Genomic DNA, 25307 nt, shown 5'->3' on the forward strand with positions numbered 1-25307 from the left:
GACAACGGCGAAACCGTCACCATCGCCGACTCCGCCAACCCCGACCAGGCCTCCTACCGGATGAGCATCGACAACCTCGCCGACTGGATCGCCACCCGCGGCTACATCTCCTGACCCACACCACCACGAAAGGCCCGGCCCCCGATGGGGGCCGGGCCTTTCGTCGTCAACCGCCGAGGGTCAGTTGTCAACCACCGAGGGTCACCGGCAGCGGTGGCCCGTCGCCGACCAGGCGGTAGGACGCCTCGCCGACCGGCTCCACCAGGCCGTCGGTGACCAGCCCGGCCAGGGCACGGGACCGTTGCACGTCGTCGGCCCACACCTGGTCGAGGCGCTGGCGCGGGACCGGGCTGGTGGCCTCCCTGAGCACGCCGAGCAGCAGCCCGCGTACCTGGCGGTCGGTGCCGGCGTACTTCTGGGGGCGGCGGGTGGGGCCGGCCGGCGCGGTACGTCCGGACGCCCGCCAGGCGCAGACCGACTCGACCGGGCAGGTGGCGCAGCGCGGTGCCCGGGCGGTGCAGATCACCGCGCCGAGTTCCATAAAGGCCGCGCTGGCCAGTGCGGCGTCGGCCGGTGCGATCGGCAACAGTTCCTCGGCGGCGACGAGGTCGGCGGGGCGGGTGGTGGGGCCGGCGTCGGGCTCACCGGCGATCGCCCGGCAGACGACCCGCCGGACGTTGGTGTCGACCACGGGGTGCCGCTGGCCGTACGCGAAGGCGGCCACCGCCCGCGCGGTGTAGGTGCCGATCCCGGGCAGGGCCAACAACTGGTCGAGGCGGTCGGGTACCTGGCCGCCGTGCCGTTCCACGATGGCCACCGCGCAGTCGCGCAGGCGGACCGCCCGGCGGGGGTAGCCGAGCCGTCCCCACATCCGGATCGCCTCGGCCGGGGTGTCGGCGGCCAGCGCGGCCGGATCGGGCCAGCGGGCCAGCCACGCCTGCCAGGCGGGCAGGACCCGGACGACCGGGGTCTGCTGGAGCATCACCTCGCTGACCAGGATCGCCCACGGGCTCACTCCGCGCTCCCGCCACGGCAGGTCGCGGGCATTCTCCTCGTACCACCGGCTGACCAGGGTGGCGAACGTCGGTTCAGTCATCGCACCGCCGATGATCGCACGCGGAGCCGTCCCGATCGTTGGGCGACCCGGGTGGGCCGCCGCCGCTCCCCCCGCGTGGGTCAGGGAGAATGCCCGGATGAACGAGCTGGCGATCACCGTCATCGGCCGGGACCGGCCGGGCATCGTGGCCGACGTCGCCGAGGTGCTCGCGCGACTCGGCGCGAACCTCACCGACAGCACGATGACCCGACTGCGGGGGCACTTCGCGATGACCCTGATCTGTGTGGGCCCGACCGCCGCGGAGGTCGAGGCCGCGCTGGCCCCGCTGTGCGCGGACGGCCAACTGCTGGCCACCGTACGCGCGGTGACGCCGGACGGGGAGACGACGCCGGCGGGCGAGCCGTACGTGATGGCGGTGCACGGCGCGGACCGGATGGGCATCGTGGCGGCGATGACCCGGGTCCTCACCGAGGCGGGCGGCAACGTGACCGACCTGAGCACCCGGCTGGCCGGTGCGCTCTACGTGGTGGTGGCGGAGGTGGACCTGCCGTCCGGCACCGCCGACGCGCTCGCCGGCCGGCTTGCGGAGACGGCGGCCGACCTGGGTGTCGGGGTGACCCTGCGTCCGGCCGATCCGGATCTGCTGTGACCGGAGAGGAACGCGACCCGGAGGCGTACGCCGGTCTCGGCGGTTGGACCCCGGCGGCGCTGCGCCTGCCGGGGGAGGTCCGGCCGGTGGTGTCCGCGCCGGACGCGGTGCTCAGCCGGGCGGGCGGTGCGGTCGACCCGACGGCCGACGAGACCGTACGCCTGGCGGCCGACCTGGTGGCGACGATGCGGGTGTCGCCGGGGTGTGTGGGGCTGGCCGCGCCGCAGATCGGGGTGGGCGCGCAGGTCTTCGCGGTCGACGTGACCGGTCATCCGAAGTCGGTGACGGTGCATGGCACGTTCGTGCTGTGCAACGCCCGGGTGGTCGAGGCGTCGCGCTGGAAGGCGGGCCGGGAGGGGTGCATGTCGGTGCCCGACCTGACCGGTGACGTGAAGCGGGCCAGCCGGCTGGTGGTGGAGGGTGCGTTGCCGGGCTCCGGCGCGGTGGTCCGGCTGGTGACCGACGGCTTCGAGGCGCGGGCTCTCCAGCACGAGATCGACCACTGTGCCGGCCTGCTCTTCCTGGACCGGGTTGCCGGGGCGCACGCCGTCTACCAGCGCAAGGTCTACCTCTGAGCGGTTACCGCAGCGGTGGCGGCGGCGGGTCGAACCGACCGCGGGCGGGTGCCGACCGTCGACTGTGGAGGGTGAGGTTCAGGTGAGCTGTGGGCGCCCCGGCGCGTCGCGGCGGCGAGCGGTGGGGCGCGCCGTTACGGTGGGGGCATCATGCGTCTGACGGTCGGCCCCCTGCCTCCCGCCGTTTACTGGCGGCGACGCGCCGTCGTACTCGGAGCGGGGCTTCTCTTCCTGATTGTCCTGCTCTACTCGTGCACGGGGTCGGACCGGAAACCCGGCACGACCGGGGACGCGCAACCGACGCCGGGCGCGACCACCTCGGGTGCGGCGCCGGAGACGAGCGGCACACCGCTGTCCCCGCAGACCGGCACGCCGGCCCCCGAGGGCTCGGCCGGGGCGGCACCGTCCGACGGGCCCGCCCCGACCGATGCCGCGCCGCCGCCGGTGGTACCGGCGGTGGACGACGGCACCTGTACGGACACCGAGATCACGGTGACCGCGGCGGCGTTGTCCTCGTCGGTGGTCCGGGGAGCGACCGTCGAACTGCAACTGAAGATCAGGAACCGGTCCGAGCGGACGTGCAGCCGGGACGTCGGGGCCGAGGTACAGGAGTTGTTCATCAAGTCCGGTGCGGAGACGATCTGGTCCTCCGACACCTGTGGCACCGGCAAGGGTTCGGACGTGCAGTCCTTCACGCCCGGCTTCGAGCGGTCCTACCAGCTGGGTTGGAACGGGCGGGACAGCACCCGGTGCGCCGACGGGGTGGCCGCCGGGCCGAACCCGCCGGCCGGGACGTACCAGGTCTTCGCGCGGGTCGGCACCAAGCTCAGCGAGCCGGCGCGCCTGACCGTCACCGGCTGACGGGGCCGGCGGGCGGGCCGGACGTTTGGTAGGGCGGACGGCGAGGGACCGCCGTCAGACGTAGCGTTCCAGGATCGACGCCTCGGCCAGCCGGGACAGCCCCTCACGGACGCCCCGGGCCCGGGCGTCGCCGACACCCTCGACGGCCTGAAGGTCCTCGACGGTGGCACCGAGCAGCCGCTGGAGGCTGCCGAAGTGCACGACCAGCCGGTCCACCACGGCAGCCGGCAGCCGGGGCACCTTCGCCAGCAGCCGGAAGCCCCGCGGACTCACCGCCGCGTCGAGGGCGTCCGAGGCGGCCGGGTAGCCGATGGCCTTGGCGACGGAGACCAGGTCGATCAGCTCGGTGGCGCCGAGCAGGTCCAGCTCGACCAGCGCCTCGTCCAGGGTGCGGGACTTGCGTCCGGTGGGGAGATAGTCGCGGATGACCAGGGTGCGGTCGGCGTCCACGCCGGCCATCAGCTCGTCGAGCTGAAGCGCCAGCAGCCGGCCGTCGGTGCCCAGCTCCACCACGTAGCCGGCGATCTCGTCGGCGATCCGGCGGACCATCTCCAGTCGCTGCACCACGGCCACGGCATCCCGGACGGTGACCAGGTCCTCGATCTCCAGGGCGGACAACGTGCCGGACACCTCGTCGAGCCGGAGCTTGTAACGCTCCAGGGTGGCGAGGGCCTGGTTGGCGCGGGACAGGATCGCCGCCGAGTCGTCCAGCACGTGCCGCTGGCCGTTCACATAGAGGCTGATGATCCGCATCGACTGGCTGACCGAGATGACCGGGTAGCCGGTCTGCCGGGCGACCCGCTCGGCGGTGCGGTGCCGGGTGCCGGACTCCTCGGTGGGGATGGTCGGGTCGGGCATCAGGTGCACGGCGGCGCGGACGATCCGGGTGCCGTCGCTGGAGAGCACCACCGCGCCGTCCATCTTGCACAGCTCCCGGACGCGGGTGGCGGAGAACTCGACGTCGAGCGGGAAACCGCCGGTGCAGAGTCCTTCGACGACCTTGTCGTAGCCGAGGACGATCAACGCGCCGGTCCGGCCGCGCAGGATCCGCTCCAGGCCGTCGCGTAGGGCGGTGCCCGGCGCCATCAGTGCGAGGTTGGCCCGCAGCGGATCACCCGCGCCGCCGGCGGTGCCCCCGGTGACGGTCACGCTGATCGTACGGGTCGGCGAACCCACGGCGCCGGTGCGGGCGTGGGGCGTCGCGCCGGCAGGCTTGGTGGTGTCGCGGTCGATCGGCACGTGGACAGTCTACGGACTGCCCTGCGGTGGGTGCTGTCGTGGTTACTGTGATGTGTCGCTATGCCGTGTGCGGGACCGACCGCGGCAGCTGACCGGCCTGTCCGGTATCGCCCCGCCGATCCCGTGCGCCGGTCACCCACCGTCACTCCGCGGACGCGCGGGCGACCGCCTGGAGCGCCGCGCGTACGTCGGTGACCTCGATCACCCGCATCTGTGCGGGGCCCGCCCCGGTGCTTTCCGGGCCGCAGCCGGGCGGCACCAGTGCCAGCCGGAAGCCGAGCCGGGCCGCCTCGGCCAGCCGACGCGGCACCGCTCCCACCCGACGCACCTCGCCGGTCAGCCCCACCTCGCCGATGGCCACCAGGTGCGGCGCGATGGCCAGGTTGAGCCCGCCGGAGGCGACCGCCAGTGCGACCGCCAGGTCGGCGGCCGGCTCCACCACCCGGATGCCGCCCACCGTCGCCGCGAAGACCTCCCGGTCGTGCAGGGTCAACCGCTCGGTGCGTCGTTGCAGCACCGCCAGCACCATCGCCAGCCGGGCCGAGTCGAGACCCGACACGGTGCGCCGGGGCGAACCGGCGACGGTGGCCCCGATCAGCGCCTGGACCTCGGTGAGCAGGGCCCGGCGGCCCTCCATCGCCACCGTCACGCAGGTGCCCGGCACCGGTTCGGAGTAGCGGGTCAGGAAGAGGCCGGACGGATCGGCGAGGCTGCTGATGCCTCCCTCGTGCATCTCGAAGCAGCCGACCTCGTCGGCCGCGCCGTAACGGTTCTTCACGCCACGCACCATCCGCAGCGAGGAGTGCTTGTCGCCCTCGAAGTGCAGCACCACGTCGACCAGGTGCTCCAGCACCCGGGGACCGGCGACCTGGCCGTCCTTGGTCACGTGCCCGACCAGCACGGTGGCGATGCCGCGTTCCTTGGCGACCGACACCAGGGCGGCGGTGACCGCCCGGACCTGGGTCACCCCGCCGGACACACCCTCGGTGCCGCTGGTGGAGATCGTCTGCACCGAGTCGAGCACCAGCAGGCCGGGCTTGACCGCGTCGAGGTGGCCGAGCACGGCGGCCAGGTCGCTCTCCGCCGCGAGGTAGAGCTGGTCGTGCAGGGTGCCCATCCGCTCGGCCCGCAACCGGACCTGGCTGACCGACTCCTCGCCGCTGACCACCAGCGAGGGGCTGCCCGCGCCGGCCGCCCACTGCTGCGCCACGTCGAGCAGGAGAGTGGACTTGCCCACCCCCGGCTCACCGGCGAGCAGCACCACCGCGCCGGGGACCAGACCACCGCCGAGCACCCGGTCCAACTCGCTGACCCCGGTCGGGCGGGCGCGGGCCGGCGCGGCGCTGATGGTGGCGATCGGACGGGCCGGCTCGGCCGGCATCCGGGAACTCACCACCCGCCCGGACACGGTCGGGCCGGTCACCGTGCACTCGACCACCGAACCCCACTCGCCGCACTCCGGGCAGCGCCCGACCCACTTGGGCGGCTGGTGACCGCAGGCGTCGCACTCGTAGGCCGGACGCGGCTCGCGGGCGGTGGCCCGGCCGCGCCCGGCACCGGCACGCGGGGCGGGCGAACGGGAGGTGGTCACACCCGGACGTTAGCCCCCGGGTACGACGAAAGCACCGCCGGCGTGGTGACAACCACGCCGGCGGTGCCGGGTCGTACGGGACAGGAGCCGGTCAGTGGTCGGAGCCGCCCTCGCCGCCGTGCTCGCCGTCCTCCCCGCCGCCCTCGTAGCCGCCCTCGCGCTCGATGATCGGCGACGGGGGAGCGGCCGGGGTGAGCGGCACCGCGACCGGCGCGGCCCCGGTGACCGAGGCGCCGTTGCCGAAGTCGAAGGTCACGAAGACGTTCTGGCCGGAGCGGAGGGACTCGTCCAGCCCGATCAGCTGGAGGGTCTGCTGGGCCTCGGTGTTGAGCTGCACGTAGCTCAGCGGCGGGATCTCGATGCGGGCCGGCTGACCGGCCGGCGCGGCGGGCGTCTCGATGACCGACGGCGGGGCGCTCGGGCTGGCCGATCCGGAGGCCGACGGCGACTCCGAGGCCGGCTCCGACGGCGTCGCCGACGCGCTAGCGGCGGCGGTCTCGGACGGGCTGTCCGACGGCGACTGGCTCGGCGACGCCGAGGGGATGGCTGACGGCGTGCCGCCGGTGATGACCACCTCGCGGGCGCTGTCGGTGGTCACGGTCACGGTGACCGGGCTCTCCGAGTCGTTGTAGATGACGGCGTTCAGGGTGGCGTTGGCCCCCGCCTGGTAGCCCTCGACGCCCGGGAACTCGATCAACAGGCCACGGACGGCGTACTCGCCGTTGCCCGCCGACACGTTCACGCCCTGGACCGACGGCTCCTTGTTGGCGGTCTCGGCGACCTGGCCGGCGCCGCATCCGGAGAGCAGCAACCCGGTCGTCGCCGCCATCCCGGACAGCAGCAGGGCCGCCCGCCGGGAACCCCTGATCGAGCGCGTCACGTCGGTCCTCCTCGTCACGATCCCACCCGGTCGTGCGCCGGGCCCGCTGGCCCTGCCCGCGCAGACCGCGCTCCAGGGTAGTGGGGACTGATCCACCCCCGCACGGCGACCCGGGGATGCCACCCGCCGGAGGGGTCCTCAGACCACCCGACCGCTCGTGACCAGCAGGACGACGTCGATCAGGGCCACCAGGATGACGGCCCGGAAGGCGGCCACCGGGCGGGCGCCGGCCCGGGTGGCGGAGCGCCCCGCGTACCAACTGAGCGGCGGCACCACGACGGCGGTCGCCACCGCGGCCAGACCGACGGCCGACGGTGGCCCCGGCGGCCCGAGGACCAGGGTGGCGGTCGCCGCGAGCAGCAGCACGGCGGCGGCCACCCGGCTGCCGGCGGCGCCCAGCCGGTGCGGCAGGCCGCGCACCCCGGTCCGGGCGTCGTCGGCCAGGTCGGGAAGCACGTTGGCGAAGTGCGCGCCGGCACCGAGCAGCGCGCCGGCGCCGACCAGCCAGGCCGGCGGGGCCGGCGCGCCCGGCAGCCCCAGCACGATGAAGGCCGGCAGGGCGCCGAAGGAGACCGCGTAGGGCAGCACCGACAGCGGTGTGGACTTCAACGGCCAGTCGTAGAGCAGTGCGGAGACCAGGGCGAGGGTGACCCAGAAGGCCGCGACCGGGTTCAGGGTGAGAGCCAGCGCCGGGGTGGCGAGCGCGGCCACCACCGCCGCGACGGCCGTGCCGCGCCGGCCGACCGCGCCGGTGACGACCGGTTTGTCGGTACGCCCCACCGCGGCGTCCCGGTCGGCGTCGAGCGCGTCGTTGGTCCAGCCGACCGCGAGCTGGCTGGCGGCCACGGTCACGGTGACCGCCGCGACGCCGGCCGGTGGGTGACCGACCCCCCAGGCGAGCAGCCCGGAGACGGCGGTCACCGCGGCGGCCGGCTCCGGGTGGCTCGCCCTGAGCAAGCCGAGGCCACGTCCTAGCACCGTTGGCGACATGAGGGAAGTCTGGTCGTTGGTGGGCAGTCGTGTCACGCTCGGTTCCATGCGAGACGCGGGCCGTACCCTGCCACGCAACGATCCGCGCCAGTACGACGACCTGGCCGGCGAGTGGTGGCGTCCGGACGGGGCCTTCGCGATGCTGCACTGGCTGGCGCGGGCCCGGGCGGCCATGGTGCCGCCGGCGGCCCGTCCCGACGCGCTCCTGGTCGACCTCGGCTGCGGCGCCGGGCTGCTCGCCCCGCACCTGACCGGCAAGGGCTACCGGCACGTGGGCGTGGACCTGACCCGGTCCGCCCTGCACCAGGCCGCCGCGCACGGGGTCACCGTGGTCAACGGCGACGCCACCGCGGTCCCGCTGGTGGACGGCTGCGCCGACGTGGTGGCGGCCGGCGAGCTGCTGGAACACGTACCGGACTGGCGGGCCGCGGTGGCCGAGGCGTGCCGCCTGCTCCGGCCGGGCGGGCTGCTCGTCCTGGACACCCTCAACGACACCGCGCTGAGCCGGCTGGTCGCCGTACGGATCGCCGAGCGGCTGCCGACGGTGCCGCGCGGCATCCACGACCCACGGTTGTTCGTGGACGCCCGCGCTCTGGTCGCCGAGGCCCGCCGGCACGGCGTCGACCTGCGGCTGCGCGGCGTCCGGCCGGGCGTCGGCGGTCTGCTCGCCTGGCTGGTCCGCCGGGCCCGCGGCGTGGGGGACGGCACCGGCGGGCCGGCGCCCCGGATCGTGCCGACCTGGTCGACCGCCGTGCTCTACCAGGGTCGGGGGGTCCGAAGGGGATAGCCGGAGCGACCCGGGGTATGGGTACGCCGAAGAGGGGGTTGGATGACGCTGCACGCGCTGGAGGCGGCCCGCCGGTTGGCGCCTCGACTCGCCGCCCGGGCGGCCGGGCACGACCGGGACGGTTCCTTCCCGGTGGAGGACTTCCAGGACCTGCGGGAGGCCGGCCTGTTCGGCCTGATGGTCCCCCGCGAGCTGGGCGGCGCGGGTGCCACCTTCGCGGAGTACGCGGCGGTCGCCACCGAGCTGGCCCGGGGCAACGGCGCGACCGCGCTGGTGTTCAACATGCACGCCTCGGTCACCGGCGCGCTCGGCGCGGTCACCGAGGAACTGGCCGAGGCGCTCGGCGTACCGGACGAGGCGCTGGTCGCCCGCGACCGGCTGCTGCGGGCGGCGGCCGAGGGCAGTTGGTACGCGGTCGCGATGAGCGAGCGCGGCGCGGGTGCCCGGCTCTCCCAGCTGAGCACGGTCTACGAGCAGGTCGACGGAGGCTGGCGGATCAAGGGCAGCAAGACGTTCTGCTCCGGGGCCGGACACGCGGACGGCTACCTGGTGGCCGCCCGCAGCGCGGCCGACCCCTCGGTGGTGTCCCAGTTCCTGGTGCCGGCCGGGCCGGGGCTGACCGTCGAGCCCACCTGGGACTCGCTCGGCATGCGCGCCACCTCGTCACACGACCTGCACCTGGACGTGACCGTGCCGGCCGACCGGTTGCTCGGCGGGGTGGAGGGGCTGGCGCTGGTGGTCGCCCAACTGATGCCGCACTGGCTGGTGGCGAGCTACGCGGCCGTCTACGTCGGAGTGGCACGCGCCGCGGTCGAGGCGGCCGCGGAACACCTCAATGCCCGTGGCCTCGCCGGTCTCCCGGCGGTCCGCGCCCGCCTGGGCCGGGCCGACGCCGCGGTCGCCGCGGCTGAGCTGGTGGTCGCCGAGGCGGCCCGCCGGGTCGACGCGGAGCCGGGCGACGCGGAGACCAACCGCTGGGTGTGGCGGGCGAAGCTGCTCGCCGGCACCACGGCGGCGGACGTGGCGGCGTCCACGCTGGAGGCGGCCGGCACGTCGGCGACACGGCGGGGGCATCCGCTGGAACGGCTCTACCGGGACGCCCGCTGTGGTTCGCTGCACCCGGCGACGTCCGACGTCTGCGCGGACTGGCTCGGCATCTCCGTCCTCGGTGGCGACCCGGACCGGGACGGATCGGCACCCCGATGGTGAGATCCCCGGCGACGGGTGGAGAGAGGCGGACGACGTGGCCGTACCGGTGATCGCGGGGCTGGGGACGGCACACCCGCCGTCGGCCGCGCAGGACGAGCTGTGGGAGGGGTTCTTCTCGAAGCACTTCTCCGGCACCACCCGGGCACTGGCCCAGCGGATCTTCGCCAACTCCGGGGTCACCCGCCGCCAGGCGGCGGTCAATCCGCTGCTGGAGGACGTGTCCGACTGGCCGACCGAACGGCGGATGCGCCGCTACCAGGTGGAGGCGCTGCCACTGGGCAAGGAGGCGGTGGGCCGCGCGCTGACCGCCGCCGGGTTGGCCGCCGGTGACATCGGGCTGTTCGTGGTGTGCTCCTGCACCGGCTACGCCACCCCCGGGCTGGACATTCTGCTCGCCCGCGACCTGGGCATGGCGCCGGACACCCAGCGCGTGTTCGTCGGCCACATGGGCTGCTACGCCGCGTTGCCCGGGCTGGGCGCGGCGAGCGACTTCGTGACCGCGCGGGGCCGCCCCGCGTTGCTGCTCTGCGCGGAGCTGACCAGCCTGCACATCCAGCCGTCCACCGCCCGGGTGGACACCCAGCAGATCGTCTCGCACGCGTTGTTCTCCGACGCCGCGGTCGCCGCCGTGGTGGTGCCGGGCGGCCGGGGGTACGCGCTGCGCGAGGTCACCTCGGTCACCGACACGTCCACCGCCGACCACATGACCTGGGACGTCACCGACACCGGGTTCCGGATGGGGCTGTCGCCGAAGGTGCCGCAGGTGCTCTCCCGACACGTCCGGGGCCTGGTCGACGACCTGCTGGCCCGGCACGGCGGCACGACGGCCGAGGTGGACGGTTGGGCGGTGCACCCCGGCGGCCCGCGCATCCTCAACGTGGTGGAGCGGGAGCTTTCCCTGCCGCCGGAGGGGTTGGCGGCGTCCCGCGCCACCCTGGACGAGCACGGCAACTGCTCGTCGCCCACCGTGCTGCTGATCCTGGACCGGCTGTTCCGTGCTGCCGCGCCACCCCGGCGGGTGGTGATGCTGGCGTTCGGGCCGGGGCTGACCCTCTACGCGGCGCTGCTCGACCGGCAGGACTGAACGCGCGCCGACGGCCACCGCGCGACTACCCTGGGCGCATGGACGCCGATGCGGTGGACCGGCCGACGGGTTCCGGCGCCGGGGCGACCGACCCGGGAGCGCGGGGCGGCACCGTCGCGCTCACCGTCGCGGTCCTCGCCGTGTCGGTGGCCGGTGGCTGGTGGTGGCGGGCCAACGAACCCGTCACCGGTCCGGCGGGCAGACCCCCGGTCGCGGTGGCGTCGGACCGTCCGGTCGCGGTGGCGTCGGACCGTCCGGTCGCGGACGAGACCGTCCTCCTCGACGGGAACACCGGTGCGATCGTCACCCGTACCGCTCCCGGGGAGGGCCAGGTCACCGTGGTGATACCGGGCGACGACGGTGACGGGCTGGGCCGTTTCCCGGGCACCGTGTGGCAGGAGCGACGCACCCTCACCCCCGAGCGGGGGGTCGTCCGGCGGACACGCTCCGCGGAAGGGGTCCGGTACCTGCTCCAGTTCCGCTGCACCGGCCCGGGTGAGCTGCTCGTGGTGGTGGACGGCGGCCGGGCCGCCGACCCGTTCACCACCGGGTGCAGCGGCTCGACCACGACGACCCAGATGACCGCGACCGGTGGACCGTTCCAGGTCTCGCTCTCCACGGCCGGTACCGAGCCGCTGCGGATGGAGGCGCAGCTCGTCGCCATTCCGTGAACGCCGGGTCAGCGGGCCAGCCGGCTCAACTCGGCGCGGTAGTCGTCGGCCGAGCGGATCTCGGGAACCACCCGCACCACCCGGCCCTCCCGGTCGACCAGGACGGCCGTGGCGACCCCGGGTCGCGCCGGGAGTTGAAGGAAGCCGCGCAGACCACCGGCCGGGTCGGCGAGGGCGCGCACGTCCGCCCAGGACGGCGGCGTCGGCACGCGTACGGCGGGGTCGGTGTCGACGGTGACCACGGTGACGCCGGGCGGGGCGGCGGTGGCGGCGTCGGCCAGTTCCTCGGCGCAGGCGCAGTCGTCCACCAGGACGATCAGGGCGGGGATCAGGCCGCGCAGCGGCACCGGGGACTGGTCGGCGTCGACCAGGTCGAGGGCGGGCAGCGGTCGGCCGGTCAGGTCGGCCGGCGGTGCGTACGGCGCGGCGTTCGGCGGCACCGGACCGGTGCGGGCCGGGCGGTGCCAGGTGACCGCGAACAGGCCGGCGATGGTGGTGAGCAGTGCCACCAGCAGGATCAGGATCGGCAGGGCCAGCGGGGAGCGGGTGGCCGCCCACCGGGCGGGCCGCCGGCGGGGTACCCGGCGCTGGGCCTCGACCCGGACCCGCTCGCGCAGCTCACGGCGGATCTCCTCGGCCTCGGCGGCCAGCGCGGAGGCGTCGTCGGGCACGACCACCCGGCCCCACTCGGGAGGCAGGTCCGGCAGGCCGGGGCCGTCTGCGTCGGGTTTGCCCATCGGACCCCCAGGTACCGTCTCGGTGAGCGGACTGCGGCGTCCCTCCAGCCTCCCGCACCGGGCCTCCTGTCGCTACACCTGGGCGCGTTCCGGTGCCACGGGATACCATGAGGTGAGCGCATCGCCCTTTGATCTCGACGTCCGCCACATCCGTTCCGGGACGTCACCTGCACGTTACGCAGCGTGGCCGAACCTTCCTTTTGGCCGTCTGTCAAGCTGAAGAAAGACCTCTCACAGGGCCCCTGAGCTGCGCCAACGGTCAGGCCGGCGGTGAGACATCGGTGCCTGACCGTGTTACCCTAGACACAGCGAAAGGGGTTTCGAACCTATGGTTTTCAGTGTCGGCGAGACCGTTGTTTACCCCCACCACGGGGCCGCACTCATCGAGGCAATCGAGACTCGGGTCATCAAGGGCGAGCCCAGGGAGTACCTCGTCCTGAGAGTCGCGCAGGGTGACCTGACCGTCCGGGTGCCCGCTGAGAACGCCGAGATCGTGGGTGTGCGCGAGGTGGTGGGCGAAGAGGGCCTGGGCAAGGTCTTCGACGTTCTCCGGGCTCCGCACACCGAGGAGCCGACCAACTGGTCGCGGCGTTACAAGGCGAATCTGGAGAAGCTCGCGTCCGGCAACCCGCTGAAGGTGGCCGAGGTCGTCCGCGACCTGTGGCGTCGGGAGCGGGAGCGGGGCCTGTCCGCGGGCGAGAAGCGCATGCTCGCCAAGGCCCGTGACATTCTCGTCGGCGAGGTCGCGCTGGCCGAGAAGAGCACGAAGGACGAGGCGGAGACGCTGCTCGACAAGGTCCTGACCGAGGCCTAGTCCACACCGCATCGTCGTACCCGATCAGTAGCGAACAAACCACCGAGGACCGCGACGTGACCGCGCAGCTCAATCCGCGCGGTGACGTCGCGGTCCTCGTGCCTGCGGCCGGTGCCGGCGTACGCCTCGGACCCGGCCGTCCCAAGGCACTGCGGCTGCTGGCCGGCGAACCGCTGCTCGTGCACGCGGTCCGCCGGCTGGCCGCCGCCGGGTCGGTGCACAGCATCGTGGTGGCCGCTCCGGCCGCCGAGCTGGACGCGGTCCGGCGATTGCTGGCGCCGGTCGCCCCGGTGACCGTGGTGGCCGGCGGCGCGGAGCGCCAGGCCTCGGTCGCCGCCGCGCTGGCCGCGGTGCCGGCCGGCCCCGACATCGTCCTCGTGCACGACGCCGCCCGTGCGCTCACCCCGCCCGCCCTGGTCGAAGCGGTCGCCGCGGCCGTCCGGGCCGGCGACGACGCGGTTATCCCGGTGCTGCCGGTGGTCGACACGGTCAAGGAGGTCGACGCCGCCGAACTGGTCCTCGGCACCGTCGACCGGTCCGCGCTGCGGGCGGTGCAGACGCCGCAGGGCTTCCGGCGGGAGGTGCTCACCGCCGCGCACGCCGTGGCCGCCGATCCGCTGACCGACGACGCCGGCCTGGTCGAGAAGCTCGGTGTGCCGGTGCGTTGCGTGCCCGGCTCCGAGTACGCACTCAAGGTCACCCGCCCCTTCGACCTCGCGTTGGCCGAGCACCTGCTGGCCGCCGGGGTGTGACGCGTACCCTCTGGTCGTGATCGTTCCCCGGGTGGCCATCGGCACCGACGTGCACGCCTTCGCCGCCGGCCGGCCGTGTCAGGTGGCCGGTCTGCTCTGGCCCGACCAGGACGGCCTGGCCGGGCATTCGGACGCCGACGTGGCCGCGCACGCCGCCTGCAACGCCCTGCTCTCCGCCGCCGGCCTCGGCGACCTGGGCGCCAACTTCGGCGTCGGGCAGCCCGAGTGGGCCGGCGCGTCCGGGGTGAAGCTGCTGGCCGAGAGCGCCCGCCGGGTACGCGCCGCCGGCTACACGATCGGCAACGTCTCCGTGCAGGTGGTCGGCAACCGGCCCAAGATCGGCCCGCGCCGGGACGAGGCCCAGCGGGTGCTCTCCGACGCGGTCGGCGCCCCGGTCACCGTCTCCGCCGCCACCACCGACGGCCTCGGCTTCACCGGCCGGGGCGAAGGGCTGGCCGGGATCGCGGTGGCCCTGGTGTACGAGACCCCGGCCACCTAGGCTCGCGGCGATGTCCAGTGACCCCACCTCCGACCGGTCCGCCGCCGACGGCTACGTCGAGCGGGCCCTCCTCCTCGCCGAGCTGGGCCGTTACGACGAGGCCGCGGCCGAGCTGGGTTACGCGGTGGCCCTGGAACCCGGCAACGCGCACGCGCTGACCGCGCTGTCCCGGGTGCACCTCGCGGCCGGCCGCCCGGCCGAGGCACGCACCGCCGCCGACGCGGCCGTCGCCGTGGCCCCGGACGAGATCCCGCCGCTGGTCGCGCGGGCGCTGGCGCTGGCCGACCAGGAGGAGTACGCCGAGGCGGCGCGTACCGCCGACCGGATCCTGGCGCTCGGGCCGGACGACGCGTACGCCCAGCGGAGCGCCGCGGCGATCCTGGCCGGCTCGCGCAACGGCCAGCCGGCGCTGAACGCGGCCTGGCGCGGGGTGGAGCTGGCCCCCGAGGAGCCGCAGGCGCACCTGGTGCTGGGCCTGGTGGCGGCGAACATGCAGCTGTTCGACCTGGCCGAGCGGGCCTACCGGGAGGCGCTGCGGCTGGACCCCCAGCTCGCCGAGGCACGGCACGACATCGGCGTGATCCGGCTGGAGCAGCGCCGCTGGAGCGAGGCGCTGGAACACCTCGCCGACGCCGCCGCGATGAGCCCGGGGCGGGTCGACTCGGGCCGGACCATCTCGGCCGGCGTACGCCAGTTCGTGATCTTCGCGGCCGGTTGGTCCCTGATCACCACCGTGCTGATCGCGTGCCTCGCACCGGGCAGCTCGGGTCTGTCCCGGTTCGCCGCGTTCGCCGCGGCGCTCGGCGGGGCGCTGGTGGTGTGGCGGCAGGCGGCGAAGCTGCCCGGCCTGGCCCGGACCATCCTCCCCGGGCTGCTCCGCTCGGACCGGAGCCTGGCGCTGGCCGTGTACGCGACCGCCGCCGCACCGGCCTTCATCCTGCTCTACGCCCTGGTCGGCACGCCGTGGCCGCTGGTCCTGGCGATCGTCGCCGCCGCCCTGGCGGAGATCACCGTGTTCACCCGCCGCCTCACCTGACCGCCTCGACTCCTCCGGTCAGGGGCGGCGGGCCCAGGTCCAGGCGTAGCCGTCGTCCTCGCACTCGCCGGCCGCGTCACAGAGGTCCAGCGGGCGGAACGTGTCGACCATGACGGCCAGCTCGTCGAAGTAGTCGACACCGATGGACCGTTCGGCGGCGCCCGGCTGGGGGCCGTGCGTGAAGCCGGACGGGTGCAGCGAGATCGAGCCCTGCTCGATGCCGGAGCCGCGCCGGGCCTCGTAGTTGCCGCCGGTGTAGAAGAGCATCTCGTCGGAGTCGACGTTGTGGTGGTTGTAAGGCACCGGGATGGCGTCCGGGTGGTAGTCGACCTTGCGCGGCACGAAGGAGCAGATCACGAAGTTGGGGCCCTGGAAGGTCTGGTGCACCGGCGGCGGCTGGTGGATCCGGCCGGTGATCGGCTCGAAGTCGTGGATGGAGAACGCCCACGGGTACATGTGCCCGTCCCAGCCGACCACGTCGAACGGGTGGTTGGCGTAGACGTACCTCGTCCAGCCGCGGCGGTGCCGGACCAGCACCTCCACGTCGGTCTCCTCGACCAGCAGCGGCGTGTCCGGTCCCCGGACGTCCCGCTCGCAGAACGGCGCGTGCTCCAGGAACTGCCCGCGTACGGAGAGGTAGCGCTTGGGCGGGCCGATGTGCCCGTTCGCCTCGATGGTCAGCAGCCGCACCGGGGAGTCGCCGGTCGGGACGAGCCGGTGGATCGTCGACGTCGGGATGATCACGTAGTCGCCGGCCACCGCGTCGAGGACCCCGAACGTGGACTCGACCCGCAGGGTGCCCGACTCGACGTACAGGCAGTGGTCGCCGGTGGCGTCGCGGAACAGCGGGGAGGGCCGGTCGGCCAGCACGTACCCGATCCGGACGTCGTCGTTGGCGAGCAGGTGCCGCCGGCCGAGGACCGGGTCGGTCGCACCGCCGTCGAGCTTGTGGGTGCGCAGGTGGCGAGGCTTGAGCGGGAGGTTCGGCGTGCGGGTCACGGCCGGCGGGGTGAACTCCTCGGCGGCCACGATCGCGGTCGGCGGGTAGCGGTGGTAGAGCAGGGACGAGTCGGAGGAGAAGCCCTCCTGGCCCATCAGCTCCTCGGCGTAGAGGCTTCCGTCGGGCTGCCGGAACTGGGTGTGGCGCTTGCGCGGCACCTCGCCGACGCTGCGGTAGTAGGGCATCTCGCCTCCTGCGTCCACCAGTGGCGTCCGATAATCGGACGCAGTTGTCCGTTCCTTGTAGCGTCCCGTACATTCTTGTGTCGTGTCAACGCAGCTGCCCACACTGCTGAACGGCCTGGTGGACGACGCCGCCGTCTTTCCGCCCGGCAGCTCGCCGCTGCCCGAGGCCGTCGTGGCGCACCGCGCGCACCGCGCCTCCTGGTACGCCGACCTGGTCGGCCCGCTGCTCGTACCCGCCTCCCGGCTCGGTGAGCTGGCCGACCGGCTCGCCGCCGAGGAGCGGATCGCCGTCGGCGTGATCGGCGACGTGCCGCTCGCCCGCCTCGACGGGGTGCTGGCCGACGCCGACGGCCGGATCACCGTTCGCCAGGTCGAGGCGGCGGTCGCCAAGCGCGGCGAGGACCCGCTGCCCGGCCTGGCCGAGCTGGTCGCGCTGGCCGGGTCCGCCGACCGCTTCACCGTGTACGCGGAGCTGCCGCTGACCTTCGGGCTCGCCGGGGCGCTGGACGTGCTCGCCGAGGCCCGCGCCGGTGGTGTGCCGGTCGCCGCGAAGTTCCGCACCGGCGGGCTGGCCGCCGAGCTGTTCCCCACCCCGGCCGAGCTGGCCGCGGTCATCTGCGCCTGCCGCGACCGCGAGGTGCCGTTCAAGCTGACCGCCGGTCTGCACCAGGCGGTCCGGCACCTGGACCCGGAGACCGGCTTCACCCATCACGGCTTCGTCAACGTGCTGGCCGCGACCTTCGCCGCCGCCGAGGGCGCCGACCCGTCCCGGGTCACCGAGCTGCTCACCGCGACCGACCCGCGCCCACTGCTCCAGCAGCTACCGGAACGGGCCGAGGGGGCACGTCCGCTGTGGGTCGGCTTCGGCTCGTGCAGCATCCTGGAACCACTGACCGATCTGATCCGGCTGGGGCTGGTGAACGGGGGCTTCGACGCATGAGCGAGCGTCAGCGAGTGAATCATCATGGCAGTGCGGTGGTGCCTCATGGCGGCACGGAGCGCAGCGGAGGGCCGGCATGAGCGAGCGTCAGCGAGTGAATCATCATGGCAGTGCGGTGGTGCCTCATGGCGGCACGGAGCGCAGCGGAGGGCCGGCATGAGCTGGGTGACTGGCGCGGCCGGTTCGGCGTACGGGGTGCACAACCTGCCGTACGGGGTGTTCCGTCGGGAGGCGGAGCAGCCGCGGGTCGGCGTACGCGTCGCCGACTTCGTGCTGGACCTCGGTGGCGCGGAGGCGGCCGGGCTGGTGCTCGCGGCCGGGGCGCTCGGGCGACCCTCGCTCAACGACTTCATGTCCCTCGGCCGGCCGCAGTGGACGGCGGTCCGGCAGCGGGTGACCGAGCTGCTCACCGAGGACGCCCACCGGGCCGACGTCGAGCCGCTGCTGGTCCCGCTGGAGCAGGTCGAGCTGCTGCTGCCCTTCGAGGTGGCGGACTACGTCGATTTCTATTCTTCGGAGCAGCACGCCGCCAACGTCGGGCAGATCTTCCGGCCGGGTCAGCCGCCGCTGCTGCCGAACTGGAAACACCTGCCGATCGGCTACCACGGCCGGGCCGGCACGGTGGTGGTCTCCGGCACGCCGGTGGTGCGCCCCACCGGCCAGCGGGCGACGCCGGAGGGCCCGGTCGTCGGCCCGTCCGTACGCCTCGACATCGAGGCCGAGGTGGGCTTCGTGGTGGGCGTGCCGAGCCCGCTGGGCAGCCGCGTCGCGGTCGACGACTTCGCCGATCACGTCTTCGGCGTGGTGCTCGTCAACGACTGGTCCGCCCGCGACGTCCAGGCCTGGGAGTACCAGCCGCTCGGCCCGTTCCTGGGCAAGTCGTTCGCCACCTCGGTCGCCGCCTGGGTCACCCCGTTGGAGGCACTCGGGGCCGCGTTCGTCCCGGCGCCGGACCAGGACCCGCCGGTCGTCGACTACCTGCGTGACACCCCGCACCTGGGGCTGGACCTGAGCCTGGCGGTGGAGTGGAACGGCGAACGGGTCGCCGAGCCGCCCTTCGCCACCATGTACTGGACGCCGGCCCAGCAACTGGCGCACCTCACCGTCAACGGCGCGGCCCTGCGCACCGGCGACCTGTACGCCTCCGGCACCGTCTCCGGGCCGGAGCGGGCGCAGGTCGGCTCGTTCCTGGAACTCAGCTGGGGCGGCACCGAGCCGGTGGTGTTCGCCGACGGTGCGACCCGCACCTTCCTGGAGGACGGGGACACCGTCACCATCACCGCCACCGCGCCCGGCCCGGACGGCACCACCGTGGCCCTGGGCGAGGTGACCGGCACGATCCTGCCGGCTCGCTGAGGCGGTCGCACAGGACGTCCGATTCGGAGCCGTCACTGCCCCGTTGATCACCCGGATTCCGACGCCTGCCGCGCCGGACCGGGTCGGCCCCCCGTCCGGTTCCCGGCTCCGGCTGGCGTCCCGTCGACAGGAGGGTGACGATGAACGATCTCGCGGGCGCGGTCTGGCGTACCAGTAGCCGCTCGAACGACCAGGGCCTCTGCGTGGAGGTGGCCGACAACCTGGTCGGTGCGCGCGGCGTGGTGGGCGTACGCGACTCGAAGGACCAGGCCGGTCCGACGCTGGCGGTCAGCCCGCCGGGGTGGTCGGCGTTCGTGCGGGCGATCCGCACCGGCCACTTCCGGCCCTGACCGGGCAGCACGGGTGACGCGTACGGGGTTCCCGGGCGCGGGATTTTCCGCTCCGGGGGCCCCGCAGCGCGCTCACCCGGCGTACCGTCGACGCCACGGGAGGTGGCATGTCGACGGTGACGGTTACGCGGTTCGTCGAGGCGCACGCCGCCGACCTGTGGCGTCTGCTCACCGACTTGGGCCTGCGGTCCGATCGACCCGACGCCCTCGGCCCGGTCGAGGTGCTCACCACCGGCCGGTTCGGGCCCGGCACCGCCTGGCGGGAGACCCGTTCCCACCCCGACGGCTCGCCGCTGGTCGAGGAGTTCCTGGTGATCGAGGCGGAGCCGCCCCGGCGGTTGGTGCTCAGCTCGCCCGGCTCCGGCGTCGACTACCGGATCACCTGGACGCTGCGGTCGGTGCGGCGGCGTCGGCGCGGCTGCACCGCGGTGACGGTGACCCAGGAGGCGGTGCCCGTCGCGCCGTACGGTCGGGTGGTGGCGTTCCTGCTCGGCGGCCTCGCGGCCCGGGCGGTGGAGGGAGCGCTGCGTCGCGACCTGGCCGACCTGGTGGCCGCCACCCGCCGGCGCACCAGCGAGGCGGCCTGAACGGGGCCCTGCGGAGCCTGCTCGGTAGGGTGCCGGGCGGAGGTGCGCATGGGGTTGGAGAAGGGCCGGCGACCGCTCGTGCTGGCCGCGGCCGTGCTGCTCGCCGCCGTCGTGTCCGGTGCCGTGGCCTGGCGGGTCCTCGCGCCCGCCGAGGTGAGCACCCCCGCCCGGGGCGGGTACCCGCCGGCGCCCACCGCCGCGCCCGGGGTGGTCGCCCGGCTGCCGGTCGCCCCGTTGATCGTCGACGGGCGCCTGCGGGTGTACGCGGGCGACCGTCAGGTCTACGCCGACCGGCCGGTGGACGGCCGGCACCGGACCACCCCGTACTGGTCGTACCGGCGGTGGCCGGCCTCCCTTCAGGGGGTGGTGGCCAGCGGGACCACGGTGGTGAGTCGCTGGTCGGACGGGCGGCTGGTGGGCCTGGACGCGCGTACCGGCCGGGTGGCCTGGCGGGCCGACGGACCGGAACCGGTCGGTGAGCGGACGGCCCGGCGCACCGGTGCGGCGACCGTGTGGGAGCCCCGCGGCCTGTTCGTGACCGAGCCGGCCGGCGGCCGTCCGGTCGTCGTGGCGGTCGGTCGGGGCGGCGCGGTCGCCGTCGATCCGGACGCCGGCACGGCACTCTGGCGGACCGACGTCGACCCGGACTGCCGGGACGCGATCGGCACCACGGCGGACGGGCGGCTGGTCACCGTGGACACCTGCGCCGGCCCCGCCGCGGTGGAGTTCATCGACGTCCGCACCGGGACGGCCGGATCCCGGTGGCGACCGCCGGGAGCCCCCGGCGAGCTGGTGGTGACCCTGGTCGGTTGCCGGGCCGGCCGGTCCGACTGCGCCGGTCTGCGGACCGCCGGGCCGGGAGACGACGCCGGGCAGGGCTGGCTGCTCGGCGACGCCGCGCCGGCCGCCGCTCCCGCGCTGGACGCGCCCGGCGCGGAACTGGCCGGGGAGGTCGCGGTCGCGGTGACCGACGGCGCGCTGGTCGGCAGGTCGGCGCGGACCGGTGCCGAGCGGTGGCGTCGTGGCGACCTGGGTCAGGCACGGGTGGTCGCCGTGCAGCCCGGCCGGGTACACCTGCTGACGCCGGCCAACGACCTGGTCACCGTGGACCCGGCCACCGGGGTCCAGCGGTCCTGGTTCACGTTGAACATCGGGTCGGACGGCGTCGGCTGGGTGCCGGGTGAGGTGTACGCGGAGGCCGGCTTCGTGGCGGTGGAGCGGCTGCGCCGGCCGGTCGACCCGCAGGGGGACGATCAGCGCTACTTCTACAACTCGGAGCCGGTGATCGTCGCCGCGACCTAGCGCGCCGCTTGGACAATTGGGACATTAAACGCATATGGTGTGTCGGGTCATCGGGACCGGGGGTGTCCGGGCCGGTCCGCACGGGGATGGCGGACCGGCCCGGTCTCCGATCCGGGGCCGCGCCGTCAGGCGAGCGCCGCCTCCGCCGCCGCCAGGAAGGCGTCGTTCTCCACCGGGGTACCGATGGTGACCCGGACGCCGTCGCCGGGGAACGGCCGCACGATCACTCCCCGCGACTCGCACGCCTTGCCGAAGGCCACCGCGCCGTCGCCGAGCGGCAACCACACGAAGTTCGCCTGGCTTGAGGGCACGTCCGGCACCAGCTTGCGCAGCCGCTCGGTGACCCGGTCCCGCTCGGCGACGACCGCCGCGCAGCGCCGCTCGACCTCGGCGGCCTGCGCCAGCGCCGCCAGCGCGCCGGCCTGGGCGGCCATGCTGGTGGAGAAGGGCGTGACGACCTTGCGCACCGAGGCCGCGACGGTGGGCGAGGCGACCAGGAAGCCGATCCGCAGGCCGGCCAGGCCCCACGCCTTGGACAGCGTCCGCAGCACCACCACGTTGGGCCGGTCCAGGTAGGTCAGCCCGTCCGGCACCTCCGGGTCGGTGACGAACTCCCGGTACGCCTCGTCGATCACCACCAGCACGTCGTCCGGCACCGCGTCGAGGAACCGGTCCAGCTCGGCCCGGCGCACCGCCGTACCGGTCGGGTTGTTCGGGTTGCAGACCAGGATCATGCGCGTCCGGTCGGTCACCGCCGCGGCCATCGCGCCCAGGTCGTGACCGTGCCCGGCGTCGTTGGGTATGCGCACGCTGGCCGCGCCGCTGGTCGCCGCGATGATCGGGTACGCCTCGAAGGAGCGCCACGAATAGATCAGCTCGTCGCCGGGCAGGCAGGTGGCCCGGACCAGGTGCTCGGCCAGCGCCACCGATCCGCAGCCGGTGGCGATCCGGTCGACGTCCACGCCGTACCGCTCGGCGAGGGCCTGGCGCAGCGCCACCACGCCCATGTCCGGGTAACGGTGCACGCCGGCGGCGGCCTCGGCGACCGCCTCCACCACGCCGGGCAGCGGGCCGTACGGCACCTCGTTGCTGGCCAGCTTGATCGCCTCCGGCAGGCCCAGCTCGCGGGCCAGGTCGGCGGGACTGCGACCGGGTACGTAGTTGGGCAGCGCGTCCAGGTCGGCGCGGGTGAGCCGCAGCGCCGGCTGCGGGCGTCCGGTGTCGGTCATGGGGTGTCTCCCGGGGGTTCGGAGCGGTCCTTCGGGGCGGTACGGGTGCGGTCCTGGACCACCACGGTCTGCGCCCGCTTGTCGTGCAGCGCCTGGCGCATCGGATGGTCGAACAGCGGGGACAACGCGTCGAGCAGTTGCAGCGCGAAGCCGAGGCAGAAGCAGGGCCAGAGCAGGGTGGGCAGGCCCAGGGTGTTCCACCGGCGCAGGGCCCGGCCGAAGCCGAGCGGCTCGTCGGCGGCGAGCGGCACCGCCCGGATGCCCACCAGCCGCTTGCCGAGGGTCTGGCCACCGGACGCCATGGCCGGCACCTCGTACGCCAGCCACAGCGCGGCGGCGATCAACAGGATCACGATCAGCAGCCCCTCGGCCTGCTGCCCCGGCTGGGGCAGCGGGTCGTCGGTCACCTCCCGGGCCTGGACCCGGCGCCACCACTCCGCGAAGGTCGGTTCGAACTCCCGCACCAGCCGCCAGACGAACCAGCCGTTGACGACCGCGTTGAGCGCGAAGACGATCGCGAAGTCGATCAGGCGGGCGACCAGCCGGGCGCCGTACCCGGCCAGCGGCAGCCCGTGCGGCCGGGGCTCCGGCGGGCGACCCGGCCACATCCCCGGCGTCCAGCCGTGCGGACCATAGCCCGGCTGTGGCTGTCCGTGACCGGGGTGCGGCTGGCCCGGCTGAGCCTGTCCGGGGTACGGGTACGGTCCGCCCGTCGGCCCCCCGACTGGCCCCGGGCCGGTCGGCGGGGTGCCCGGGCCGGTCCCCGGGCTTGCCGGTTCCGGTCCCGGTGCTCCCGAGCTGGGCCGGGACGGTGCCGGCGGGGACGCCGGAGCGGACGGCTCGGCTGGCGGCGGACCGTCGGGCGGGGTGGCGTCCACCGGGATGGGCGCGCCGATCCAGCCCTCGCCGTCCCAGTACCGCCGGACACCCTGGTCCACCGGGTCCACGTACCAACCGGGTGCGATGCTCACGTCGCCGCCTCGCTGTGCTCGTTCACGCAGCAACCTTAACGAGGGGGCCGCCCCGGAAAGCTGGGTGCCGGCCGGCGGACGCCGGCCGGCACCGCGTCACAGGTTGCCGCGCTTCTCCTGCTCACGCTCGATGGCCTCGAACAGCGCCTTGAAGTTGCCCTTGCCGAAGCCCAACGAACCGTGCCGCTCGATCAGCTCGAAGAACACCGTCGGCCGGTCCTGCACCGGCTTGGTGAAGATCTGCAGCAGGTAGCCGTCCTCGTCCCGGTCGACCAGGATCTTGCGGGACTTGAGTTCCTCGATCGGCACCCGCACCTTGCCGATGCGGGCCCGCAGCTCCGGGTCGTCGTAGTACGAGTCCGGGGTTTCCAGGAAGTCGACGCCGGCCGCCCGCATCGCGTCCACGCTGGCCAGGATGTCGTTGGTGGCCACCGCGATGTGCTGGGCGCCGGGGCCCTGGTAGAACTCCAGGTACTCGTCGATCTGCGACTTCTTGCGGGCGACGGCCGGCTCGTTGAGCGGGAACTTCACCTTCCGGGTGCCGCTCGCGACGACCTTGCTCATCAGCGCCGAGTAGTCGGTGGCGATGTCGTCGCCGATGAACTCCGCCATGTTGCTGAAGCCCATCACCCGCTTGTAGAAGTCGACCCACTCGTCCATCCGGCCCAACTCGACGTTGCCGACGACGTGGTCGACCGCCTGGAAGAAGCGCTTCGGCTGGAGGCCCGCCTCGATCATCGGCCGCCGGTCCACGATCGGCTGGCGAGCCACGAAGCCCGGCAGGAACGGGCCGGTGTAGCGGGACCGGTCGACCAGGGTGTGCCGGGTGTCGCCGTACGCGGCGATGGCGGCCATCCGGACGGTGCCGTGCTCGTCGCTGACGTCGTGCGGCTCGACCAGGCCGGTCGCGCCCTGCGCGGTGGCGTGCGCATAGGCGGTGTCGACGTCCGGAACCTCCAGCGCGATGTCGGAGACGCCGTCACTGTGCCTGGTGACGTGCTCCGCGCCGGGGGCGTCCGGACGGACCGCGCCGGTCAGCACGAAGCGGGCCGAGCCGCTGGTCAGCACGTACTGCGCGTGGTCGCGGTAGCCCTGCTCGGGGCCCCGGTACGCCACGCAGGTCATGCCGAACGCGGTGGAGTAGTAGTGCGCGGCCTGCTTGGCGTTGCCGACCAGGAAGTGCACGTGGTCGAGTCCCTTGACCGGGAACGGGTCGTGGCTGATGTCGTGGTCGACGGCGCCGACGAGCACGTCGATGTCGACGTCCTCGGTCGACTGGGGTCGGTCGATCGCCTGGGTCATGGTGGCCTCCCTCGCGTACCGGCCGGCCTCGTGGGCCGCCCTTTCCGGTCATCTTCGGCGAATATCGCGCTGTCCACCGCCACTGGGCAACCGTTACGATTTTCGCTGGTCAGGTTGCGCAAGGCGTAGGGTCTTTACCCGTGAACACTGGTCAGGATGTACAGCTCGACGCGCTCGACGCGCGGCTGATCGAACTGCTCGCCGAGGAACCCCGGATCGGGGTGCTGGAGTGCTCCCGGCGGCTCGGGGTGGCCCGGGGCACGGTGCAGGCCCGCCTGGACAAGCTCGTCGAACGGGGCGTGATCGGCGGGTTCGGGCCGGAGGTGTCACCCGCCGCGATCGGGTTCGCGGTGACCAGCTTCGTCACCCTGGAGATCAGCCAGCGGCACGGCCACGACCCGGTCACCCGGCACCTGGCGGCCATCCCCGAGGTGCTGGAGGCGCACACCATCACCGGCTCCAGCGACCTGCTCTGCCGGATCGTGGCCCGCTCCAACACCGACCTGCAACGGGTGATCGACCAGATCGTCTCCTACGAGGGGATCCGCCGGGCATCGACGATCATCGCGCTGGCCGAGCAGATCCCCTACCGCGTCCTCCCGCTGGTCCGCTCCGCCGCGCGTCAGGAGTAAGGAAGGGCCCCCTATTAACGCC

At 74.1% G+C, this 25307-nt stretch carries 27 protein-coding genes and 2 pseudogenes; 18 read left to right on the forward strand and 11 right to left on the reverse strand.

Annotation, left to right across the window (positions count from 1 at the left end):
- Window positions 1–114: pseudogene (locus D7223_RS29830) on the forward strand (C39 family peptidase); the annotation flags it as partial.
- A 73-nt stretch (window positions 115–187) separates the two neighbouring features.
- Here the strand turns inward: D7223_RS29830 and D7223_RS29835 are convergent.
- The gene (locus D7223_RS29835) at window positions 188–1096 is read right to left on the reverse strand and encodes an HhH-GPD family protein (RefSeq protein ID WP_120732590.1); all 909 of its coding nucleotides are present in this window, start codon (window positions 1094–1096) and stop codon (window positions 188–190) included.
- Window positions 1097–1193: 97 nt separating this feature from the next.
- Between D7223_RS29835 and D7223_RS29840 the strand changes: the two genes are divergently transcribed.
- The 3 genes from D7223_RS29840 (at window position 1194) to D7223_RS29850 (ending at window position 3142) form a co-directional block, all read left to right on the forward strand.
- A complete protein-coding gene (locus tag D7223_RS29840) occupies window positions 1194–1706 on the forward strand; it encodes a glycine cleavage system transcriptional repressor (protein WP_120732592.1) in 513 nt (170 codons plus the stop codon).
- Entirely contained in the window at window positions 1703–2281 is a 579-nt protein-coding gene (locus tag D7223_RS29845) for a peptide deformylase (RefSeq protein ID WP_120732594.1), read from the forward strand. The genes D7223_RS29840 and D7223_RS29845 overlap by 4 nt, the downstream gene beginning before the upstream one ends.
- Window positions 2282–2431: 150 nt before the next feature.
- Window positions 2432–3142, forward strand: a complete 711-nt coding sequence (locus tag D7223_RS29850; protein WP_120732596.1) for a hypothetical protein — start codon at window positions 2432–2434, stop codon at window positions 3140–3142.
- A 54-nt stretch (window positions 3143–3196) separates the two neighbouring features.
- Here D7223_RS29850 and disA read toward each other — a convergent pair whose 3' ends face one another.
- From disA to D7223_RS29870, 4 genes are all read right to left on the reverse strand, one after another.
- Window positions 3197–4381 carry a DNA integrity scanning diadenylate cyclase DisA gene (gene disA, locus D7223_RS29855; RefSeq protein ID WP_120732598.1) on the reverse strand — a complete coding sequence of 395 codons (1185 nt, stop codon included), beginning with the start codon at window positions 4379–4381 and terminating at the stop codon, window positions 3197–3199.
- 142 nt (window positions 4382–4523) lie between these two features.
- Entirely contained in the window at window positions 4524–5972 is a 1449-nt protein-coding gene (gene radA / locus D7223_RS29860) for a DNA repair protein RadA (RefSeq protein WP_120732600.1), read from the reverse strand.
- 91 nt (window positions 5973–6063) lie between these two features.
- Window positions 6064–6852, reverse strand: a complete 789-nt coding sequence (locus tag D7223_RS29865; protein WP_120732602.1) for a hypothetical protein — start codon at window positions 6850–6852, stop codon at window positions 6064–6066.
- A 138-nt stretch (window positions 6853–6990) separates the two neighbouring features.
- A complete protein-coding gene (locus D7223_RS29870) occupies window positions 6991–7842 on the reverse strand; it encodes a UbiA family prenyltransferase (protein ID WP_238162286.1) in 852 nt (283 codons plus the stop codon).
- Window positions 7843–7888: 46 nt separating this feature from the next.
- Here D7223_RS29870 and D7223_RS29875 point away from each other — a divergent pair, with 46 nt between their 5' ends.
- From D7223_RS29875 to D7223_RS29890, 4 genes are read left to right on the forward strand one after another with little or no spacing between them, the layout of a single operon-like run.
- The gene (locus tag D7223_RS29875) at window positions 7889–8629 is read left to right on the forward strand and encodes a methyltransferase domain-containing protein (protein WP_120732606.1); all 741 of its coding nucleotides are present in this window, start codon (window positions 7889–7891) and stop codon (window positions 8627–8629) included.
- A 42-nt stretch (window positions 8630–8671) separates the two neighbouring features.
- Window positions 8672–9838 carry an acyl-CoA dehydrogenase family protein gene (locus tag D7223_RS29880; RefSeq protein WP_120732608.1) on the forward strand — a complete coding sequence of 389 codons (1167 nt, stop codon included), beginning with the start codon at window positions 8672–8674 and terminating at the stop codon, window positions 9836–9838.
- A gap of 34 nt (window positions 9839–9872) precedes the next feature.
- A complete protein-coding gene (locus tag D7223_RS29885) occupies window positions 9873–10922 on the forward strand; it encodes a type III polyketide synthase (protein WP_120732744.1) in 1050 nt (349 codons plus the stop codon).
- A 38-nt stretch (window positions 10923–10960) separates the two neighbouring features.
- Complete coding sequence (locus D7223_RS29890; RefSeq protein WP_120732610.1) at window positions 10961–11593, forward strand: hypothetical protein; 633 nt, start codon at window positions 10961–10963, stop codon at window positions 11591–11593.
- Between the two features lie 8 nt (window positions 11594–11601).
- On the opposite strand, the gene D7223_RS29895 is transcribed toward D7223_RS29890, so the two are convergent.
- Window positions 11602–12330: a TlpA family protein disulfide reductase gene (locus D7223_RS29895; protein WP_120732612.1), complete on the reverse strand. Its 729-nt coding sequence runs from the start codon at window positions 12328–12330 to the stop codon at window positions 11602–11604.
- Between the two features lie 328 nt (window positions 12331–12658).
- Between D7223_RS29895 and D7223_RS29900 the strand changes: the two genes are divergently transcribed.
- From D7223_RS29900 to D7223_RS29915, 4 genes are read left to right on the forward strand one after another with little or no spacing between them, the layout of a single operon-like run.
- Window positions 12659–13144 carry a CarD family transcriptional regulator gene (locus D7223_RS29900; protein ID WP_013288937.1) on the forward strand — a complete coding sequence of 162 codons (486 nt, stop codon included), beginning with the start codon at window positions 12659–12661 and terminating at the stop codon, window positions 13142–13144.
- 56 nt (window positions 13145–13200) lie between these two features.
- On the forward strand, window positions 13201–13896 hold the full coding sequence (gene ispD / locus D7223_RS29905; RefSeq protein WP_120732614.1) for a 2-C-methyl-D-erythritol 4-phosphate cytidylyltransferase: 696 nt from the start codon (window positions 13201–13203) through the stop codon (window positions 13894–13896).
- Between the two features lie 16 nt (window positions 13897–13912).
- A complete protein-coding gene (gene ispF / locus D7223_RS29910) occupies window positions 13913–14395 on the forward strand; it encodes a 2-C-methyl-D-erythritol 2,4-cyclodiphosphate synthase (RefSeq protein ID WP_120732615.1) in 483 nt (160 codons plus the stop codon).
- Window positions 14396–14405: 10 nt separating this feature from the next.
- Window positions 14406–15431, forward strand: a complete 1026-nt coding sequence (locus D7223_RS29915) for a tetratricopeptide repeat protein (RefSeq protein ID WP_120732617.1) — start codon at window positions 14406–14408, stop codon at window positions 15429–15431.
- 18 nt (window positions 15432–15449) lie between these two features.
- On the opposite strand, the gene D7223_RS29920 is transcribed toward D7223_RS29915, so the two are convergent.
- The gene (locus D7223_RS29920) at window positions 15450–16616 is read right to left on the reverse strand and encodes a homogentisate 1,2-dioxygenase (protein ID WP_120732619.1); all 1167 of its coding nucleotides are present in this window, start codon (window positions 16614–16616) and stop codon (window positions 15450–15452) included.
- An 82-nt stretch (window positions 16617–16698) separates the two neighbouring features.
- Between D7223_RS29920 and D7223_RS29925 the strand changes: the two genes are divergently transcribed.
- From D7223_RS29925 to D7223_RS29945, 5 genes are all read left to right on the forward strand, one after another.
- Complete coding sequence (locus D7223_RS29925) at window positions 16699–17556, forward strand: glycosyltransferase family protein (protein WP_120732621.1); 858 nt, start codon at window positions 16699–16701, stop codon at window positions 17554–17556.
- Between the two features lie 156 nt (window positions 17557–17712).
- Window positions 17713–18912 (forward strand): fumarylacetoacetase, encoded by a 1200-nt coding sequence (fahA, locus tag D7223_RS29930; protein WP_120732623.1) that lies wholly within the window; start codon window positions 17713–17715, stop codon window positions 18910–18912.
- A gap of 140 nt (window positions 18913–19052) precedes the next feature.
- Window positions 19053–19262: a DUF397 domain-containing protein gene (locus tag D7223_RS29935; protein WP_120732625.1), complete on the forward strand. Its 210-nt coding sequence runs from the start codon at window positions 19053–19055 to the stop codon at window positions 19260–19262.
- 107 nt (window positions 19263–19369) lie between these two features.
- Window positions 19370–19849, forward strand: a complete 480-nt coding sequence (locus D7223_RS29940) for an SRPBCC family protein (protein ID WP_120732627.1) — start codon at window positions 19370–19372, stop codon at window positions 19847–19849.
- Between the two features lie 48 nt (window positions 19850–19897).
- Window positions 19898–21151, forward strand: a complete 1254-nt coding sequence (locus D7223_RS29945) for an outer membrane protein assembly factor BamB family protein (RefSeq protein WP_120732629.1) — start codon at window positions 19898–19900, stop codon at window positions 21149–21151.
- 125 nt (window positions 21152–21276) lie between these two features.
- Here the strand turns inward: D7223_RS29945 and hisC are convergent, their stop codons facing one another.
- The 4 genes and pseudogenes from hisC to hppD form a co-directional block, all read right to left on the reverse strand.
- Window positions 21277–22380 (reverse strand): histidinol-phosphate transaminase, encoded by a 1104-nt coding sequence (hisC, locus tag D7223_RS29950; RefSeq protein ID WP_120732631.1) that lies wholly within the window; start codon window positions 22378–22380, stop codon window positions 21277–21279.
- Window positions 22377–22988: an RDD family protein gene (locus D7223_RS34365; RefSeq protein WP_420330355.1), complete on the reverse strand. Its 612-nt coding sequence runs from the start codon at window positions 22986–22988 to the stop codon at window positions 22377–22379. Before D7223_RS34365 ends, hisC begins: the two co-directional genes overlap by 4 nt.
- A 264-nt stretch (window positions 22989–23252) precedes the next feature.
- Window positions 23253–23351: pseudogene (locus tag D7223_RS34370) on the reverse strand (DUF2510 domain-containing protein); the annotation flags it as partial.
- A gap of 96 nt (window positions 23352–23447) precedes the next feature.
- Window positions 23448–24653: a 4-hydroxyphenylpyruvate dioxygenase gene (gene hppD / locus D7223_RS29960; protein ID WP_120732635.1), complete on the reverse strand. Its 1206-nt coding sequence runs from the start codon at window positions 24651–24653 to the stop codon at window positions 23448–23450.
- Between the two features lie 140 nt (window positions 24654–24793).
- On the opposite strand from hppD, the gene D7223_RS29965 reads away from it, so the two are divergent.
- The gene (locus tag D7223_RS29965; RefSeq protein WP_120732637.1) at window positions 24794–25285 is read left to right on the forward strand and encodes an Lrp/AsnC family transcriptional regulator; all 492 of its coding nucleotides are present in this window, start codon (window positions 24794–24796) and stop codon (window positions 25283–25285) included.
- The last annotated feature ends 22 nt before the right edge of the window (window positions 25286–25307 follow it).

Origin of the sequence: Micromonospora endolithica (genome assembly GCF_003626595.1) — a bacterium.
In the GTDB taxonomy this organism is placed as follows: Bacteria; Actinomycetota; Actinomycetes; order Mycobacteriales; family Micromonosporaceae; genus Micromonospora; species Micromonospora endolithica.